This window comes from Anoxybacillus sp. PDR2 (assembly GCF_009834045.1).
GTDB lineage: Bacteria > Bacillota > Bacilli > Bacillales > Anoxybacillaceae > Anoxybacteroides > Anoxybacteroides rupiense.
On record NZ_CP047158.1, the window covers coordinates 975,562 to 994,315 of the forward strand.

Sequence of the window (18,754 nt, forward strand, 5' to 3'; positions counted from 1 at the left end):
ACTAAAGGAGATTGGATATGAAATTTTTAGAGAGAGACATTGTAGCACTTAATGTAGAAGTATCTACTCCGGAAGAAGCAATAAAAAAAGCCGGGCATTTATTGAGTGACAAAGGATATATCACGCAATCTTATATCGATGCGATGATTCGCTCGTTTCAAAAAAATGGCCCGTACTTTGTGATAGCCCCTAATATTGCAATTCCGCACGCTCGTCCGGAAGATGGAGTAAAAGAAGCAAGTGTTTCTTTGATTCAACTAAAGGAGCCTGTTTCATTTGGAAGCACCGGAAATGATCCGGTGAAGCTAGTGTTTGCGTTAGGGGCTTCAAACAGCGATGAACATTTAAACGTTTTAAAAATGTTAATGAAGGTGTTAGGGAATGCTGAAAATACAGAAAAGTTAAAATCAGCCAAAAATTATGAAGAAATAAAATCGTTATTAAATTAATGGATCAAAAGGAGAGTTGGGTGACGATGAAAATTTTATGCGTTTGTGGTTTAGGTCAAGGAACAAGTTTAATATTGCGAATGAACGTCGAAACGGCATTAAGGGAAATGGGGATTACGGCTGATGTGGATAATACGGATGTATCTTCAGCTTCCAGTCTGAACCCGGATATCATTATTACTAGTAATGAACTAGCTCAATCATTAAAAGGAACACCCTCTAAGGTCATTATAGTGAATAACTATTTTGATATGGATGAAATTCGTTCAGCTTTAAAAGAAAATTTATAAACCTTATTTTAGGGGGGAGGATTAAGCATGGAATTTTTGTATTGGTTAGCCGATAACTTTTTCGGGACACCGGCAATTTTATTAGGAATTATCGTTTTAATCGGTTTATTGCTTCAAAAGAAAACGGCCAGTCAAGTAATCAGTGGTACATTTAAAGCAATTATTGGCTTTTTGATCATTAGTGCTGGATCAGGGATTATTGTCGGGGCACTGAACGTATTTGAACCAATGTGGAAAGAAGTGTTTAACTTAGAAGCTGAAGCATTATCAAACTTTATGGGGCAAGATGTTTTCAATGCGAAGTTTGGTAGCGCTGTAACATTGGCCATGACATTAGGATTTCTAATCAACGTACTTTTAGCTCGAATGACACCTTTTAAGTATATTTATTTAACGGGTCATATGATGTTCTGGACAACAACGATTTTTGCAGGAGTCGTTGTTCATACAGTGGGGGACAAATTGTCATTTTGGGGATTGGTCACATTTTTGTCAATTGTAATGGGGCTTTATTGGACCATCCAACCTACACTGACGCAGCCGTTCATGAGGAAAATAACGGGGAATGATAACATTGCTCTAGGACATACTTCTGCATCTGTATCACTTTTGGCAGCTATTGCAGGTAAATATTTAGGAAATAAGGAAAACGATTCAGAAAAAATAAAATTGCCTAAAGGCCTCGAGTTTTTAAGAGATTCAAACGTTATTACGGCGCTGACTATGGGAATTCTATTTCTTATTGGGGCCATTGTCGTTTCGTTAAAAACAACCCCCGGGGCCAAAGAATTAATAGGAAGTACAGGTGGACAAGACTTTATCGTATATTCAATTATTCAATCATTTACATTTGCGGGTGGTATTGCAGTTGTGTTGATGGGGGTAAGGATGTTCATTGGTGAAATTGTACCTGCTTTCAACGGTATTGCAACCAAATTAGTCCCAGGTGCAAAACCTGCATTAGACTGTCCGGTTGTGTTCCCGTTTGCTCCAAATGCTGTTATTTTAGGATTTGTTGGTGCGTTTGTCGGGGCATTATTATGGTTGGTTGTGTTAGGGAATACAGCTGCTTACATTTTTGTACCTACCATGATCGTTTTATTTTTCCATGGGGCCACAGCCGGAGTGTTTGGTAATGCGACAGGTGGTGTACGCGGTGCCTTAATCGGTGGATTTATTACGGCGACGGTAGTTGCTTGGGGACAATATTTCATGGTAAGAAACTTAATCGCAAGTACTGTTCCTGACACAGCAATGTGGGCTGCAGACTCTGACATGTTTATTTTAGGGCCGATTATTCGCTTTCTATCAGGTTTATTTTTCTAATGATTGAATAAGATGGTTGGAATATATTAGGTTAGAAGTCTTTCACGATTGGGGAAGCCTGGTCTTAATTATATATTTCCCGCACAAGTGTGGACATTTCCAATTAGGATAAAAAATGAAAAAAGAGGTGTCTAGCATGTCTTTCATCCGAACATTTTTTGGTGATATAAAACCGGAACAGCTTGGATTTACCTATTCTCATGAACATATTGTTTGTCGTCCTCCGTATTGGGTTGAAAAAGGAGAGAATGACTTATTATTAGATAATAAAGAGGCTTCCCTAAAAGATGTGTTAGATTTTAAAAAACACGGTGGACAAACAATTGTAGATGCAACTGCAGTTGATTATGGTCGAGATGTAGAGGTAGTTGCAGAAATAGGGAAAGAAGCTGGAATTTTTATTATTGGAACGGCTGGGTTTAATAAAAGCTTTTTATGGGATGCGAAAATAGAAGAAAAAGTAAGAAAAGTAATAGGACCTTTTGATACTTATACACAATGGATTGACCATTCATCGATTAATGAGTTAACAGAATTTGTTGTAAAAGAAATTGAAGAAGGATTGGAAGGAACTTCTTATAAAGGAGGACAAGTGAAGTTTGGAACAGGCTATAATCGCATTACTCCTTTAGAAGAAAAAACAATACGTGCTGTTGCGAGAGCTCATCATGAAACGAAAGCTCCTGTTCACTCACATACAGAAGTTGGCACGATGGCATTAGAACAAATTGAAATATTAAAGAGTGAGGGTGTTGATTTATCATACGTCAGCTTTGGTCATATGGATCGAAATCCCGATCCGTATTATCATGAGCAAATCGCAAAGACAGGAGCTTTTCTTTGCTTTGATGGAATAGCAAAAATTAAGTATGCACCAGAAAGTACGAGGATTCATTGTATTTTAGAATTAGTTCGTAAAGGATATGAGGGACAAATTTTAGTTAGTGGAGATACAGCAAGAAAGACTTATTACAAACATTATGATGACGGATTAGGTTTAGAGTATATTATCGCTAAATGGGTGCCGAGATTTATTGATGAAGCGAACAAAGCCGGTTTTGACGGTGAAAAATTAGTTTATCTTTTCTTTGTGGAAAATCCGGCAAAATGTTTTGCATTTAAAAAATGAGTTGAATGCAGGTGAACTAGATGAAATTTGAATATGAAAACTCTTTTGAAGTGAAACATAAAATTCAGGAAAGGAAAATAGCCATATTGCCAATTGGGGCTATTGAAGCTCACGGTCCACACTTGCCTCTATCGACAGATAATATTTTAGCTGAACGGTTATCAGAAAAGCTTGCTGAAAAGGTTCATGCATTTGTTCTCCCTACTTTACCTTATGGACAAGTATGGAGTTTACGAGACTTTCCTGGGAGCATAAATATTTCAAATGAATCTTTAATTTCAGTCCTCGTTGATATAGGAACAAGTTTATATAAACAAGGTTTTCGAATTTGGGCGATCGTAAATGGTCATTTAGGGAATCAACCGGCTTTAAAAGATGCTGCACGAGTTCTTTATGATCAATTTCAGGATTTTAAAGTTTTTTATTTCTTTTATCCTGGGATGAATGCCATTTTAAAAGATGTAAGAGAAACTCAATCCGTCCATTCCACTTATTTTCATGCTTGTGAAATCGAAACATCAATCATGCTTTATTTAGCTGAAGAACACACGAATATGGATAAGGCCATCTGCGACATCCCCGATATACCGGAAAGTGCTGATTTCACACCAACTCCTTGGCAGAAATTTACTAATACTGCTGTTCTTGGAGATGCAATTCTTGCCACAAAAGAAAAGGGAGAGAAAATTGTTGAAACTGCCATTGAAAAAATGGCAGCAATGTTAAGGAGTGCAAAAGATGAAATTGCTTGAAATGGAAAAATTTAGGGATCAATTATTAATCAATGTATTGGCAAGTGGTGAAGAAAACGCAAAAGCAATTTATGATGCTGGAGAAGGATATATCGTTCCAGGAATTGCAGCAGCAGACTATTCTACTATAGATGAGGGTGTGGCGAAATTACGCGAATTAAAAAAAGCTGTTCCTGTAGTTAGTATTGGTCTTGGAGGTGGTGGAAACTTCCAAGAGTGGAAACGTGTTGTTCAAATGGCAGTTGAGGCAAAATCCGAGCATATTAATCAACCGTATGAAACAGCTAGCTACGCCAAAGGATATTTAGAGGCGAATAATGTCAAACCAATGATTAATGCCTTAGTAATGCCAACTGGTATAATCGGTAAAGTGAGATTGTCCACTGGAGCTACAGTTGATGTTGAATCGTGCTTAGATTTAGCAGCAGCTCTTAATATTGATTCAATCAAAGTGATGCCGGTAAAGGGGTTAACTCATTTGGAAGAACTTGTCTTTATTGCAAAAGAAGCAGTGAAAAGAGGTATTCGTGGGATTGAGCCGGCAGGTGGTATTAAAATTGAACACGTACCAATAATGTTTAAAGCCATCCAACAGACCCATATTGAATTATTTATGCCCCATATTTTTGGAGATTTATTAGTAGAACCTGGTAAAACGAATCATGAAAAAGTTAGGGATCTATTGACGTTGTTAAAAGGGGGAACATTATGATCGCTCAATATTTTCAGAAAATTGAACATTTGTTGCAAAAAATAAAAAATGAAGAGACAGATTCGATGAAAAAGGCAGCGGAAAAAGTGGCAGAAGCTATAAAACACGGAGGAATTGTTCAATTATTTGGGTGTGGACACTCCCATATTTTAACGGAAGAAGTGTTTTATCGAGCGGGCGGACTTGTACCGATTAAACCCATTTTTCATGAGCCTTTAATGCTTCATGAAGGAGCAGTTCTTTCATCGATGTTAGAACGTAAAAACAATTATGCACATACATTTATGAGCAGACAAGACATTCGATCAGGAGATGTATTTATTGTCCTTTCCACATCCGGAAGAAATGCCGTTCCAATTGACGTTGCACTCCATGCAAGAGAAAAGGGAGCCTTTGTGATTATTATAACTTCTATGGAGTACTCGAACAGTCAACCTTCAAGACATGAAAGTGGAAAGAGGTTATATGAAGTGGGAGACCTAGTGATTGATAATCATTCCGTAATCGGAGACGCTATATTAAAACATGAAAAGGTGGCTATACCGTTCTCGCCAACATCTACAGTTTCAGGAGCCGTTATTTTAAATGGCATTTTTGCTGAAGCAATTGTGATTATGGCGAAAGAAGGTTTCACTCCACCTGTTTTTCTAAGTGGAAATATAGAGGGGGCAGATGAACACAATCAGTTACTCATTAATAAATATAAAGAAAGAATTCCTCTATTGACAAAAGGATTAGGTTAAAGAATTTTCCGGCTTTTACTCCTAACTGTACAAATTGATATAAAATTTTATTAAGGTAAGGAGTCACATAATTTCCTGTAAAGTACTTAATCTATGTTTCATTAGAAAAGTTTGTATTTAGATCGGAGTATTTAGATAATATTTTATGAATTTTTTTTATATTCTAAAATCGTTCTGTTAACTTTTAATAACCGGCTGATTCAAAATGGTCTTTATAAACTTTTTGAATCAGTTTTTTGTTGAGTATTTTTATTAAGAAAACTTATCAGTCATTCAGATTCTACCTTTTTACTTCCTCCATCCATTAGGATCCTTCACGAAGCTATGTCGATAAATAATTACGGAATTTTTAATTTCTCAGTTTCTATTTGTATAAAAATGATGTGAGTCTAAAAATTGGACACGGAGAACAGAGAGATGATAATCAACTTAATGACAATCGGTTCGAGGTGTCCAATCATGAAAAAGAGAACATTTGATCAAGAATACAAGATTCAAGCCGTTGATTTATGCTTGGAGGGGGACAAGTCCATCGCCCAAGTGGCAAAAGAGTTAGGATTGGCTTACAACTGTGACCGCTAAATAAAACTGAACAGAATTCGACTGATTAAATTGAACAGTTTAGAAGCGTGCACTTTACATGGAGTGGCGTACATGATAGCCTCGTTTCATGCGGCTGATTCTTGTTGTTGCTCGCTTTTTAGGAAATATCTTGTACGCAGAGGCTCCATGTCAAGTGATAGGGATTACGCTGGAATTTCCAGAAAAGTGTTCACTCTTATTTAGCGAAAACTGTTCAATTTTTCCCGTCGGTTACATGGGTATTCAAGATTTTCAAGATCTATTGGATTATGCCTTGTTTTGCTGTCGCTTGACCGGGTAGAGAAACTAGAGACGGTTACGCTTGAAGAATTGCAGCCGATCAAAGAGAAAATGCGAAAAATAAAAAAAGCCGGGTATCAAGAAGAAATCTTGCAGAAGCTTTATGAAGGAATTGGTTACCATATGTAGGAGAAGGTGAGGACAAGCCTTCATTTAGGAGATGGGGAAGTCGCTAGCAAGCATGTCGTTTGTTTTCTAGAGAGAGGGGGAGAAAAGAATGAAGGTATATAATGATCCACTTGATATTTCCGTTCATCAGTGGCTTCAATTGTTGAAAGACCCGGAAGTTTTTCGCACAGAAGATATAGTGCTCATCTTGACGGTTTATAAACAGAAGGATTCAAAAGCGACAGGCAGACAAGTAGCAAAACTTTTAAACAGAGTAGACCATCGGGGATTTAATTCTCAATTGGGTCGTCTTGGAAGGAGGATACGCAAACGATTGCCAGGGATAACGTTTCCGCAAAGAGAAGATGGTACGATTCGATGGTGGCATATTCCCTTTTTAGGAGAAGAATATCGGAATCAATGCTTTTGGCAAGTGAGACCTGAATTAAAAGAAGCGGTCCGTCTTTATGAGTTTGAGGAAGAAACGGAGCAGAAGGAAATGTTTTTGATGCCAGAAGAACAGGAATTGGACCATATGGAATTATATGAAGGCAGTAAAAAATTAGTAGCCGTCAATCGCTATGAACGGAATGCGAAAGCAAGGCAGTTGTGTTTATCAAAATATGGATACCGATGTTCGGTTTGTGACTTTGATTTTGAGGAGTTCTATGGAAGGATCGGTAAACACTTTATCGAAGTTCATCATCTCAAACCACTAAGTGAAATCAATGAAGAGTACAAAGTTAATCCTTTTGAAGATTTACGGCCGGTATGTCCGAATTGCCACGCCATGTTGCATAAAGCGAATGTTTCGATTGAAGAATTAAGACGTATGATTTCGACTCGTTCGTTAAGATAAATATGGTCTTTCTCTAAGTTGAAATATGGTGATGTAAAACAATAGTTTCCCCCAACTAAAAAGACACGATGTATCTAGATACAATTAAAAACAGGATGTTGATGCATTCATAATATTTATTTTTTGTATTAAAAATGGACAAGCGTGAATATATGAAATTTAGGGAAGACAAAAGCTGGAGGGGATAGAAATGGATTTTGCTTTCTTCATTATTACTTATGTTTTATCTGTTTTCCATTTTGCATATGGATATAAAGAAGCTATAAAAATAAGTGCAGAAACCGGAAAAGTCAACGGTTGGTCTGTTATTTTTTCGTTTCCACTCGGATTGATATTTGCATTTTTTACAAACTTTTTTTATCACAAAATATATTGATCAATTCAACCAACAGATTGTTTCAGCGCCTGTCACCATTCGAATGGTGCTGTTTAACATCTTTCCGAAAGAAGTCTCCCACTTCTAAACGAAGTGAAAGTGGGAGATGAATTTCGGTTAGGCGTAGCCTAAAGTGGTCTCTTTTTTTGTGTGTTATGATATAATTAGTTTTAGAAAAATGAAAGGCCGTTGTATCAATGAAATGAGACAATAATAACCATTCAGTGTTCCTGTTGTATTATCATCTTGTTCTGGTTGTAAAATATCGCAGAAAAGTGATTGATGATACCATATCTGACTATGCAAAAGATATGTTTGTGAGATTGGGTAAAAATTACGATATTTCCTTGGTCGAATGGAATCACGATATGGACCATGTGCATATTTTGTTCAAAGCACATCCAAATAGTGAACGATCAAAGTTCATCAATGCCTATAAAAGTGCAAGTTTTCGACTGATCAAAAAGCATTTTCCGAAAGTGAAAAGAAAACGGTGGAAAGAATATTTTGGGTCAAGAAGCTTTTGCCTGCTTACAACGGGTGGTGCGCCCATTGAAGTAATAAAAAAATATATAGAAAATCAAGGTATGAAGTGATGTGGTGTCGATATGGCAAACAAAGCCTATCAGTTCCGTCTATACCCAACAAAAGAACAAGAACAACTGCTCGCCAAAACTTTCGGTTGTGTCCGTTTCGTGTATAACAAAATGCTTGAAGAACGCATACAAATTTTTGAAAAGTTCAAGGACGATAAAGAATCCTTGAAACAGCAAAAATTTCCGACCCCTACCAAGTACAAAAAGGAGTTTCCTTGGCTAAAAGAAGTGGATAGCCTTGCGCTGGCAAATGCCCAATTGAATTTGCAGAAGGCGTTTCAAAACTTCTTTTCTGGCCGCGCTGGATTTCCAAAGTTCAAAAACCGCAAGGCGAAACAGTCGTACACCACAAATGTGGTGAATGGCAACATGAAGCTTTCAGATGGCTATATCAAGCTGCCCAAACTGAAATGGATCAAGCTCAAGCAACATCGGGAGATTCCTGCCCACCATATCATCAAGGTTTGTACGATCACGAAAACAAAAACAGGAAAATACTATATTTCTATTCTCACAGAGTACGAACATCAACCTGCACCAAAAGAAGTACAAACGGTTGTTGGGCTTGACTTTTCCATGAATATGCTGTATGTCGATAGCGAGGGTAAGAGAGCCAATTATCCTCGATTCTATCGCAAAGCATTGGAAAAATTAGCGAAAGAACAGCGTAAATGGTCTCGTAAAAAGGAAGGCTCTAATCGTTGGCATAAACAGCGTCTGAAAGCAGCGAAGTTGCATGAGAAAATTGCCAATCAGCGCAAGGACTTTCTGCATAAGGAATCGCACAAATTAGCGAAACGGTATGATTGCGTGGTGATTGAAGACCTCAACATGAAAGCAATGTCCCAAGCCCTCCATTTCGGTCAAAGCGTTCATGATAACGGCTGGGGCATGTTTATCACTTTCCTTCGGTACAAATTGGAAGAACAGGGGAAGAAGCTGATCAAAATCGACAAATGGTTTCCATCATCAAAAACTTGTTCGTGCTGCGGTAAAGTTAGGAAGTCTCTATCGCTTTCTGAGCGTACATTCCGCTGTGAATGTGGATTCGAGAGCGACAGGGACGTCAATGCGGCCATCAATATCAAACATGAGGGCATGAAACGATTAGCGATAGTCTAACTTGTCCTCGAACCGTGGGGCACACGGGGATCGCTCGGTCAACTTCTCATCATGAGATGGGATTACCCGAGAAGCCCCCACCTCTAAGCGAAGCGTAGGTGGGGGGAGTATGTCACGGATAAAAGATCTTAAAACAGATAAAATGATTTCAGAATATGAATATCCAACACTTGTACCTCGAAGAAATGTTTCAATAAGGATTTTAGATCCTATTATGGATATATATTTAACACTCTGCTTGTATTTAATCGTATCTACTAAATACAGTTGTTAGACAAATGCGAAATTTCCTGTTTGGTAGCCGTGGAGAATACCTTTACCTTGCAGGAAATTTCGCTTTTTCTTTTTATCGAGAAGGTCAGCAGGAAAGAGGGAGATGAAGATTGAACAAGCTACTTTTCTCGTTTCTGCTGCTCTTTAAAGGCTTTAAAAACATCTCTTGTTTGCTTCATATATTTATAAATGCTGTAAGGCTTTTTTATGATTCGGACCGGAAGGGAAAGCAAAAATTTACTGAGGTCGCTTCGATATTCCTCTGTGATCTCTGCCGGTTTATGAACAATTTTTTCATATACCTCATGATAAAATTCATGTAATAAATCAATCTTTATTTCAACGGAGTGATGGCAGTGAACACATTCAATCTTTGAGATTTTATCGTTAATGTAAGTAATGACGTGGTCTTGCTCCTCGTTGCAATGAATGCAAAACAACACTGCTTCTATTTCTTTAATTTCCACGTTCTTCACCTCTTTTTATGAAGGATCAAATCCTTCTCTATATTAAGTATATTATTCAAGTCTGGCTTCTTTTCCTTCTGTAAAATGTTTCCGACACTCACAATTGATAAAAACTCCTCGAGGATTGAAATCATTATAACCAAATTTCAATAGGTATTTCAAAGTATAAAAAGTTTGAAAAATAATTTTAAGAATTTATTGACTTTTTGAACAACTAGGATATAATGATGATAATAATCTATTAACAAATGTTATTAGTCGTAACAAATGTTACGAGTGCGTGCACATACGTTAAAAAACGCTTTGAAGGAGCTGGAAACATGTCCGTTTATCAAGAATTGCTTGCACGGGAACGTGACGGTCAGCCGATTAAAGTAGGGGTGGTTGGCGCAGGTCAAATGGGATTTGGACTGATTTCGCAAATCTCGCGCATACCTGGCATGGAGGTTAGAGGAATTTGCGATGTCAATATGGAGGCAGCAGAAAGAGCCAGCAGCTATTATCAATCGAAAGTAACGAAAAAACATCCTGTTCTTGTCAGCAGTGATTACCGCAAAGTCATTCAATCGGATGAAGTGGAAGTGATTGTCGATGCGACAGGGATTCCTGAAGTCGGCGCCAATATTTCGCTGGAAGCATTGAGATCGAGAAAACATTTAGTACTGCTTAACGTCGAAGTAGATATTACAATTGGTTCTATCATGCACAATTGGTTTACGTCAGCTGGGTTGGTTTATACAGGATCGGCGGGAGATGAGCCGGCAGCCACGCTTGAACTGTATGAGTTTGCGAAGACGATGGGCTTTGAAGTACTGGTTGCTGGAAAAGGGAAAAACAACCCGTTTATTCCAAACGCCAATCCGGATACGTGCAAGGAAGAAGCTCTTCAAAAACGGATGAGCGCCCATATGCTTGCGGCGTTCCAGGACGGCACAAAAACGATGGCGGAAATGAATTTGTTAAGCAACGCTACAGGCCTTATTCCAGATAAAATTGGGATGCATGGCGTGGAGGCCCATTTGGAAACGGTTGCCGACAAGCTGAATTTACAAGAAAACGGCGGTGTTTTAAACCAATTCGGAGTCGTTGAATATGTAAAAGGGTTAGCACCGGGCGTATTTGTCATCGTGAAAAGCGAATTAGAACCTGTGGATGCCGAATTAAGGTATTTGAAAGTTGGCAAAGGTCCCCATTACGTTCTTTACCGGCCTTATCATCTCGCAAGTTTAGAAACTCCGATCACCATTGCCAAAGCCGTATTGCATCACGATACGTCGATTCATCCATTAGGCGCGCCCGTTTCAGAAACAGTCGCTGTCGCCAAGCGCGATATCCAGGCAGGGGAAGCCATTGATGGCATTGGCGGCTACTCGGTAAGAGGCGTGCTTGAAACTCATCAAGAGATGAAGAAAGATTCGCACATCCCCATCGGTTTAATCAGCGGAAAAATTATCGCCAAACGCCCTATTAGACAAGGCCAATTTTTAACATTGGATGATGTCGAGTTAGATCCATCCACCACTGTTTGGAAATTAAGAGCTCTACAAGATCGTTTGTTTTCAAACTAAAAATGCATGTGTCAAGCGCAAAGGAGGTGATTCTTTTTGAAGCTTGCCATCATTTTATCGATGATTTTGCTGATTCAATATGTGGCAACGATCATACAAGTCAGACATTATCAAAAATATGTCGGCAAAATTGTAAGCCGTTACAAAGGCAAAGAAGGCTATTTTTTGTACTCTGGCATGAACAGACGAAAATTGAGTCCCGGCGCTGTGGCTATGATTGTGGTGAACAACGATTATGTGATAGAAGATTGCTATATTCTCAAAGGGGTTTCCGTTTTTTCGAAGTTTAAAAAATATGAAAAATACATTGGGCATCACGTAGCGAAAATTTTGGATGATCATCATGAATGTGTAGAAAAGACTGGAGGAAGGAAGAAGCAAATCCCTTCATTTTTGGCGGCTTTGTCAATGGCAGCCGAAAACGCGATGGTTTCCATTTCTAAGAAAAAGCTTTCCATATAAAATGCCCGGAAAGGAGAAGTGAAAGATGGAATGGTTAAAATGGATTGGTGAACATTTTATCGGAATGTTTCAGGCCGGCGGAGAAACGTTTATGGGAATGTTTACAGGAATTATCCCGACTTTAATTGTTTTACTTACATTCACTTATGCCGTTATTAAATTTATTGGGGAAGAGCGGGTCAATCGAGCGATCCAATTTGCCTCAAAGTATATGCTGTTAAGATATACGGTCATGCCGATATTGTCCGTATTGCTATTAACAAACCCGATGTGTTATACGTTCGGACGATTTTTGCCAGAAAAACAAAAACCGGCGTTTTATGATTCTGCCGTATCATTCGTTCATCCGGTAACAGCGCTATTCCCATATGCGAACGCAGGCGAGCTATTTGTCTATTTAGGAATTGCCAATGGGATCAAAGAGGCCGGCTATTCGATGTCAGAACTTGCTGTCCGCTATTTTCTCGTAGGGATTGTTGTCATTTTATTGCGGGGAATCATTACCGAATATATTACCAAATTCTTGGCGCGCAGAATGGAAGCAAAATCTTAACATAGGGCAAAGATGAAAGCGAATTCAAATGTTTAAGAGGAGGAGAAATGATGTCAAAACAAGCTGTTTTTGTTGCCAAAGGTTCAGGCGGCTGGGGAAAAGGCTTGCGCATTGAGCCGCAAGGAAAAAAACAAAAAGTTGTATCGATTACGGGCGGCGGCATCCATCCTGTAGCAGCGAGAATAGCAGAGTTAACTGGCACGGAAGCGATAGACGGCTTTAAACATTCCGTTCCAGAAGATGAAATGATGTGCGTGGTGATTGATTGCGGCGGAACAGCGAGAATCGGCCTGTATCCAATGAAAAGAATCCCGACCGTTGATATTCTTCCGTCTTCTCCTTCTGGTCCGTTAGCGAAACACATTACAGAAGATATTTTTGTATCAGGCGTTACCGTGAAGGACATTTATCGAGCGGATGAAGCAGAAGAACAAGCGGTTCAGGCGGATGCTTTGGGAGCAGAAAACTTGGAAGAAAGACCGGCATTCGATGTGAAGGATAAGGAAGCCTTTCGCTCTCAATATGAACAAGTGAAAAAAGAATCCCGTGAGCATAATGAAAATCTATTTATGAGGTTTTCAAGGGGAATAGGAAAAGTAACCGGCACTTTTTATCAGGCGGGCCGCGATTCTGTTGATATGCTGATTAAAAATATTATTCCATTTATGGCTTTTGTCAGTATGTTAATCGGCATCATCAATTATACGGGAATCGGTGATGTGATTGCCAATACTCTTTCTCCTCTCGCCAGTTCTTTATGGGGATTGATCATCATTGTTATCGTATGTACCATTCCGATTCTGTCGCCGGTATTAGGTCCCGGAGCGGTGATTGCGCAAGTCGTTGGGGTGTTAATTGGAAGCCAAATTGCAGCAGGCCATATTCCGCCGCAGTTTGCTTTGCCGGCTCTATTCGCTATTAATGGCCAGGTGGGTGCGGATTTTGTCCCTGTCGGTCTGTCTCTTGGCGAAGCAAAGCCGGAAACGATTCAATACGGCGTGCCAGCGGTCTTGTACAGCCGCTTAATCACGGGAGTTCTTGCCGTTTTAATCGCATATGCCGCAAGCATTGGCATGTATTAATCATTCAAGGAGGATAAAAGATGTCAAAAACCATTATTCGTGAAATCGGTGCACTCGTCTCATCATTTAAAGAAGAAAACCTATTAATTCTCTTTGGACTTCACGCTCCTCCAGAGCTAAGAGAGATATCGGTTATTCACGAATTTGCCGGTGAAGTGCCAGATGAGCCTCTAATTGAAGGCGGGAAAATCATTTGGAACGATCAAGAATATTCCATCACGGCGGTCGGATCAGCAGCAAACAAAAATTTAAAAGAACTGGGCCATATTTCTATCTATTTCTCCGAGCCGAATGAACATGTGCTTCCTGGAGCGGTTTTTGTTGAGCCTTTCGCCTTCCCATCGCTCGAAGTCGGGAAAGAAATTCGCTTTGAGAAATAACCAATTCTTTCGTTGATTATAACAAAATACAGTCTAATTTTTGATAGAAAGAAGGGGGACTGTTGGAAGATAGAAGGCTGCTTGTGAAAATATCCCATATGTATTACTTGGAAGGAGCGACCCAATCAGAAATCGCCAAAGTGTTCGGTGTAAGTCGATCATTAATCTCAAAATATTTATCAAAGGCGAGAGAAGCAGGAATTGTGGAAATAAAAATTCATGACGGCTCACACCATCCTTTTATGAATATAGAAGCAAGGATTGAGAAAAAGTATGGGCTTCGGGAGGTCATTTGCGTTCCTAACCTGGGAAATGGCACAGATTTAGACAGTATTGGAACATATGCAAGCCGTTATTTATTAAGGATCTTGAAAAATGGGCAAATTGTCGGAGTTTCTTCTGGCACCACCTTGCTCTCCGTAGCAAAGCAGCTGTCAGCCAAGCTCCCTTATGCCTCTACCACCTTTGTTCCGATCGTAGGAGGCATGGGAGATGAACGGGTAGATATCCATGCCAATGTTCTTGTTTCTATGTTTGCCGAAAAATTAAAAGCCCATTATAAATTCCTTCATGCTCCGGTAATAGCCGACAGTAAAAAAGATAAGGAATTGTTTATGTCCCAATCATCGATACAAAGTGTTTTTGAACTTGCTGAAAAAGCGGATATCATCCTTGTGGGAATCGGCGGTTCACCTAAACACTCCACCATTACGAGATCAGAGATTGGCAAAAAGTATCGGCAATATTTTAATGAACTCGATGCGGTCGGTGATATTTGCTATAAATTTATCGATGAAAATGGAAATGCTCCTTCGAATAGCTGGAATGATAAAATTATTTCTTTCGACATTAAAAAATTAAAAAAAATCCCGTTTGTGATCGGAGTAGCAGCGGGGGTGGAAAAAGTCGAAGCCATTAAAGCCGTTTTAAATGGGAAATTAATCAATGTGCTGATCACAGATGAAAAAACAGCAGAAATGCTCGGGTCCTAAAACGTATCCTCTGTGTAAAACACGAGGGTGTCCAACACATCAATTTTATATGCTTTTCATCTTTGCTCAGTAGCTGTGCTGTCGTAACTGCAAACATGACAGCCGCTTTTTTTTTGCACGAAATATGATAACAGATCTCCTGATTTTTTCAGCGCGAAAAAACAAGCTCAAATACGTTTTCTATTTTGAAATTTCTAGTAAAACTCACGTAGATATTCCTTGACTATTTTCAGAAAAAACTTTATATTTGATACAAAAGTAAATATAAAGAACAAATGTAAAGGGAGAGTGTAAAAATGAGCAATCATGCACTTCCAGCATTTATAACAGATGAAAAATTAGTTGAATTGTATAAACAAATGTGGCTCATTCGATATTTTGATGAGAAGGTGGACCAATTTTTTGCTAAGGGGATGATTCATGGAACGACACACCTTTGCGTCGGACAAGAAGCGACGGCAGCTGGATCCATTGCGGTTTTGCAAGAGAAAGATAAAATTACGAGCACGCATCGAGGCCACGGTCATTGCATTGCGAAAGGGGCATCCGTCGATAAAATGATGGCCGAACTGTTTGGCAAAGTGACCGGATACTGTAAAGGAAAAGGCGGCTCTATGCACATTGCCGACGTGGAAAAAGGAAACCTTGGCGCAAACGGCATTGTTGGCGGCGGCATCCCGTTGGCCGTCGGCGCGGCCTTAACTTCCAAGATGAAAAACGAAGGCTATGTTGTCTTGTGCTTCTTCGGAGATGGTGCAGCCAATGAAGGAAGCTTCCATGAATCCTTAAACCTTGCTTCCATTTGGGGTCTTCCCGTTGTGTTCATATGCGAGAACAATCAATACGGAATGAGCGGGTCTGTCAAAGAAATGTTCAATATTGAACATATCGCCGATCGGGCACAGGCTTACGGCATTCCCGGCAAAGTCATCGACGGAAATGACATGCTGGAAGTGATGAATGCCGTTTATGAAGCGGTTGAATATGCCAGATCAGGAAAGGGGCCTGTACTGATTGAAGCCAAAACCTATCGATGGAAGGGCCACTCCAAAAGCGACGCCAAAAAATACCGCACTCGCGAAGAAGAACAAGAATGGAGAAAAAAAGATCCGATCAAAAGATTCAAAGAGTACTTGATGGAAAAAGGAGTAATAACAGAAGAAAAGGCCGAACAGCTGCGCGAAGAAGCGTTCCGGGAAATTGAAGAAGCTGTCGCGTTTGCGGAAAAAAGTCCAGAACCGTCGATCGATACATTGTTGGAAGACGTTTATGCGTAAAGGGGGAGAAAAGCGATGCGAGAGATCACGTATTTAGAAGCCGTTCGCGAAGCGATGAGTCAGGAAATGAGAAAAAATCAAGATGTTTATTTATTAGGCGAGGATATCGGGGTTTACGGCGGTGCATTTGGTGTCACGCGAGGAATGATTGAAGAATTTGGACCGGAACGTGTGAGAAATACGCCGATTTCGGAAGCGGCTATTGCCGGTGCGGCCGTCGGATCAGCGCTCACCGGGATGCGGCCGATTTTGGAGCTGCAATTTTCCGATTTTATCACGATCGCGATGGATCAGCTTGTGAACCAAGCGGCCAAACTCCGATACATGTACGGAGGAAAAGGGAAGGTTCCGATGGTGGTAAGAACTCCTGCTGGATCAGGTACAGGCGCAGCTGCCCAACATTCCCAAAGCCTAGAAGCATGGATGGCTCATATTCCCGGGCTAAAGGTCGTACAGCCGTCAACCGCTTATGATGCCAAAGGATTGTTGAAGGCGGCGATTGATGATGATAATCCCGTGATTTTCTACGAACATAAGCTCCTTTACAAAACGAAAAGCCACGTTCCAGAAGAACCATACTCCATTCCATTAGGAAAAGCAGACATGAAACGGGAAGGAAAGGACGTAACCATTGTGGCCACAGCGATGATGGTGCATAAGGCATTAGAAGCGGCAAAAGAGCTTGAAAAGGAAGGGATTGACGTCGAAATTGTCGATCCGAGAACACTTGTCCCGCTTGATGAAGAGACGATCGTCGAATCGGTGAAAAAGACAGGACGAGTGGTCGTTGTCCACGAAGCGGTCAAACGTGGAGGATATGGCGGTGAAATCGCAAGCATCATTGCAGAGAGCGAGGCTTTCGATTATCTCGACGCCCCTATTAAACGGCTTGGCGGGCTGCCTGTTCCGATTCCTTATAACCCGAATTTAGAAAAAGCGGCTGTCCCGCAAGTACAAGATATTATCAAAGCCGTAAAAGAAACGGTCCAATTTAAATAAAAAAGGGGGGAAGAACCGATGGCAAAAGAAATTTTTATGCCGAAGCTGAGCAGTACAATGGAAGTCGGCACACTCCTTCAATGGTTGAAAGAAGAAGGTGAACCTGTTGATATCGGCGAACCGCTCTTTGAAATTATGACCGATAAAATCAATATCGAAGTCGAGGCCTATGACAGAGGAATCCTATTGAAAAAATATTTCCAAGCCGATGATCAAGTCCCGGTCAATCAAGTGATTGGCTACATCGGCGAACGAGGGGAGGCTGTTCCTGAAGAACCGCCGATTTTATCAGGAGGAGCGACCGAACCATCTGGTCAAAAGACGGAACCGTCTGCAATAAGCGAGGACGCTGTCAAAGGGAAAAGCAATGAGAATGGAAAGGTACGAGCCACACCTGCCGCCAGACGCTTAGCCAAAGAAGCGCAAGCGGATCTACAAAGCATTTTAGGAAGCGGGCCCAAAGGCCGCATCCACCTGAAAGATGTGCAGCAATATTTAGAAACGGAAAAGGAACAGCCAAAAGCATCGCCGCTAGCAAGAAAAATGGCCGAACGTGAGAATATCGATTGGAAGACGCTTCAAGGATCAGGAGCAGGCGGCAAGGTGATGAGCCGGGATGTGATCCATGCCGTTCCAGCTCAAACGTCAGGACAAAAGCAGGAGCAGCATGAAGTCCGGAAGAAGCTATCTGGATTGCGGAAAGTGGTGGCCGACCGCATGGTACAAAGCGCCTTTACCGCTCCCCACGTTACATTAACCAGCGATGTGGATATGACAAAAGCGATCGAAATGAGAATAGCCCTCCTTCCGACTGTCGAAGCACAAACAGGATTTCGTTTAACGTATACGGACATTCTCATCAAAGCGGTTGGTACGGCTTTATCACGCTTCCCTGAAGTAAACGTCCATTTGGAGCATGATGAAATCATTTATAAAAAGAATGTCAATGTTGGAGTAGCCGTTGCGGTCCAAGACGGTTTAATAGTGCCGGTCATTAAACAAGTGGAACAGAAAGGGCTGGCGGTCATTTGCGCGGAAGCAAAAGATTTAAGCAAGCGCGCGAGGGAACAAAAACTCCGGCCCGATGAGCTGAAAGGCTCTACTTTTACGATTAGCAATTTAGGCATGTATCCGATTGATGCATTCACCCCGATTATTAATCAGCCGGAAATCGCGATTTTAGGCGTAGGCAGAATCCAAGAAAAACCTGTGGTTGTCAATGGGAACATCGCCATCCGCCCAATCATGACCGTCAGCTTGTCTTTTGATCACCGCGTCATCGATGGCGCGCCCGCGGCGGAATTTTTAGCTGAAGTCAAACGCATTCTCGAAAACCCGTATGAAATGATTTTATAAG

At 40.5% G+C, this 18,754-nt stretch carries 21 protein-coding genes and 1 pseudogene; 21 read left to right on the plus strand and 1 reads right to left on the minus strand.

Features of this window, described 5'->3' with window-relative positions; translation table 11 throughout:
* Positions 1 to 17 precede the first annotated feature (17 nt).
* The 12 genes and pseudogenes from GRQ40_RS04750 to GRQ40_RS04805 all read left to right on the plus strand — a co-directional run bounded on the left by GRQ40_RS04750 (position 18) and on the right by GRQ40_RS04805 (position 9,344).
* Positions 18 to 449 (plus strand): PTS sugar transporter subunit IIA, encoded by a 432-nt coding sequence (locus tag GRQ40_RS04750; RefSeq protein WP_159719478.1) that lies wholly within the window; start codon positions 18 to 20, stop codon positions 447 to 449.
* A 26-nt stretch (positions 450 to 475) separates the two neighbouring features.
* Complete coding sequence (locus GRQ40_RS04755; RefSeq protein WP_080860698.1) at positions 476 to 739, plus strand: PTS sugar transporter subunit IIB; 264 nt, start codon at positions 476 to 478, stop codon at positions 737 to 739.
* A gap of 27 nt (positions 740 to 766) precedes the next feature.
* Entirely contained in the window at positions 767 to 2,065 is a 1,299-nt protein-coding gene (locus GRQ40_RS04760; RefSeq protein WP_080860700.1) for a PTS ascorbate transporter subunit IIC, read from the plus strand.
* 136 nt (positions 2,066 to 2,201) lie between these two features.
* Positions 2,202 to 3,194 (plus strand): phosphotriesterase family protein, encoded by a 993-nt coding sequence (locus GRQ40_RS04765; RefSeq protein ID WP_159719479.1) that lies wholly within the window; start codon positions 2,202 to 2,204, stop codon positions 3,192 to 3,194.
* Between the two features lie 20 nt (positions 3,195 to 3,214).
* Entirely contained in the window at positions 3,215 to 3,946 is a 732-nt protein-coding gene (locus GRQ40_RS04770; protein WP_159719480.1) for a creatininase family protein, read from the plus strand.
* Positions 3,933 to 4,658 carry a KDGP aldolase gene (locus GRQ40_RS04775; protein ID WP_159719481.1) on the plus strand — a complete coding sequence of 242 codons (726 nt, stop codon included), beginning with the start codon at positions 3,933 to 3,935 and terminating at the stop codon, positions 4,656 to 4,658. Before GRQ40_RS04770 ends, GRQ40_RS04775 begins: the two co-directional genes overlap by 14 nt.
* Complete coding sequence (locus GRQ40_RS04780; RefSeq protein ID WP_044746811.1) at positions 4,655 to 5,401, plus strand: SIS domain-containing protein; 747 nt, start codon at positions 4,655 to 4,657, stop codon at positions 5,399 to 5,401. Before GRQ40_RS04775 ends, GRQ40_RS04780 begins: the two co-directional genes overlap by 4 nt.
* Positions 5,402 to 5,860: 459 nt before the next feature.
* The gene (locus tag GRQ40_RS04785; protein ID WP_159719482.1) at positions 5,861 to 5,983 is read left to right on the plus strand and encodes a transposase; all 123 of its coding nucleotides are present in this window, start codon (positions 5,861 to 5,863) and stop codon (positions 5,981 to 5,983) included.
* Between the two features lie 279 nt (positions 5,984 to 6,262).
* Entirely contained in the window at positions 6,263 to 6,412 is a 150-nt protein-coding gene (locus GRQ40_RS04790; RefSeq protein ID WP_156450539.1) for a hypothetical protein, read from the plus strand.
* 88 nt (positions 6,413 to 6,500) lie between these two features.
* Positions 6,501 to 7,250: an HNH endonuclease gene (locus tag GRQ40_RS04795; RefSeq protein WP_080860724.1), complete on the plus strand. Its 750-nt coding sequence runs from the start codon at positions 6,501 to 6,503 to the stop codon at positions 7,248 to 7,250.
* 582 nt (positions 7,251 to 7,832) lie between these two features.
* Positions 7,833 to 8,222: pseudogene (gene tnpA / locus GRQ40_RS04800) on the plus strand (IS200/IS605 family transposase); the annotation flags it as partial.
* Between the two features lie 12 nt (positions 8,223 to 8,234).
* On the plus strand, positions 8,235 to 9,344 hold the full coding sequence (locus GRQ40_RS04805) for an RNA-guided endonuclease InsQ/TnpB family protein (protein ID WP_159719483.1): 1,110 nt from the start codon (positions 8,235 to 8,237) through the stop codon (positions 9,342 to 9,344).
* A gap of 392 nt (positions 9,345 to 9,736) precedes the next feature.
* On the opposite strand, the gene GRQ40_RS04810 is transcribed toward GRQ40_RS04805, so the two are convergent.
* Positions 9,737 to 10,084: a hypothetical protein gene (locus GRQ40_RS04810; protein ID WP_044741662.1), complete on the minus strand. Its 348-nt coding sequence runs from the start codon at positions 10,082 to 10,084 to the stop codon at positions 9,737 to 9,739.
* Between the two features lie 320 nt (positions 10,085 to 10,404).
* On the opposite strand from GRQ40_RS04810, the gene GRQ40_RS04815 reads away from it, so the two are divergent.
* From GRQ40_RS04815 to GRQ40_RS04855, 9 genes are all read left to right on the plus strand, one after another.
* Positions 10,405 to 11,652, plus strand: a complete 1,248-nt coding sequence (locus GRQ40_RS04815; protein WP_066149390.1) for an NAD(P)H-dependent oxidoreductase — start codon at positions 10,405 to 10,407, stop codon at positions 11,650 to 11,652.
* Positions 11,653 to 11,688: 36 nt separating this feature from the next.
* Positions 11,689 to 12,114, plus strand: coding sequence for a transcriptional regulator GutM (locus tag GRQ40_RS04820; RefSeq protein ID WP_231734651.1), 426 nt, complete (start codon positions 11,689 to 11,691; stop codon positions 12,112 to 12,114).
* A gap of 25 nt (positions 12,115 to 12,139) precedes the next feature.
* Positions 12,140 to 12,667 carry a PTS glucitol/sorbitol transporter subunit IIC gene (locus GRQ40_RS04825; RefSeq protein ID WP_044741664.1) on the plus strand — a complete coding sequence of 176 codons (528 nt, stop codon included), beginning with the start codon at positions 12,140 to 12,142 and terminating at the stop codon, positions 12,665 to 12,667.
* Between the two features lie 50 nt (positions 12,668 to 12,717).
* The gene (locus GRQ40_RS04830) at positions 12,718 to 13,749 is read left to right on the plus strand and encodes a PTS glucitol/sorbitol transporter subunit IIB (protein ID WP_044741665.1); all 1,032 of its coding nucleotides are present in this window, start codon (positions 12,718 to 12,720) and stop codon (positions 13,747 to 13,749) included.
* 20 nt (positions 13,750 to 13,769) lie between these two features.
* Positions 13,770 to 14,129: a PTS glucitol/sorbitol transporter subunit IIA gene (locus GRQ40_RS04835; RefSeq protein ID WP_044741666.1), complete on the plus strand. Its 360-nt coding sequence runs from the start codon at positions 13,770 to 13,772 to the stop codon at positions 14,127 to 14,129.
* A 62-nt stretch (positions 14,130 to 14,191) separates the two neighbouring features.
* Positions 14,192 to 15,121, plus strand: a complete 930-nt coding sequence (locus GRQ40_RS04840) for a sugar-binding transcriptional regulator (protein WP_231883425.1) — start codon at positions 14,192 to 14,194, stop codon at positions 15,119 to 15,121.
* Between the two features lie 296 nt (positions 15,122 to 15,417).
* On the plus strand, positions 15,418 to 16,398 hold the full coding sequence (gene pdhA, locus GRQ40_RS04845) for a pyruvate dehydrogenase (acetyl-transferring) E1 component subunit alpha (protein WP_159719484.1): 981 nt from the start codon (positions 15,418 to 15,420) through the stop codon (positions 16,396 to 16,398).
* Between the two features lie 15 nt (positions 16,399 to 16,413).
* Entirely contained in the window at positions 16,414 to 17,397 is a 984-nt protein-coding gene (locus GRQ40_RS04850; RefSeq protein WP_159719485.1) for an alpha-ketoacid dehydrogenase subunit beta, read from the plus strand.
* A gap of 18 nt (positions 17,398 to 17,415) precedes the next feature.
* Positions 17,416 to 18,753, plus strand: a complete 1,338-nt coding sequence (locus GRQ40_RS04855) for a dihydrolipoamide acetyltransferase family protein (RefSeq protein ID WP_159719486.1) — start codon at positions 17,416 to 17,418, stop codon at positions 18,751 to 18,753.
* Position 18,754 lies beyond the last annotated feature (1 nt).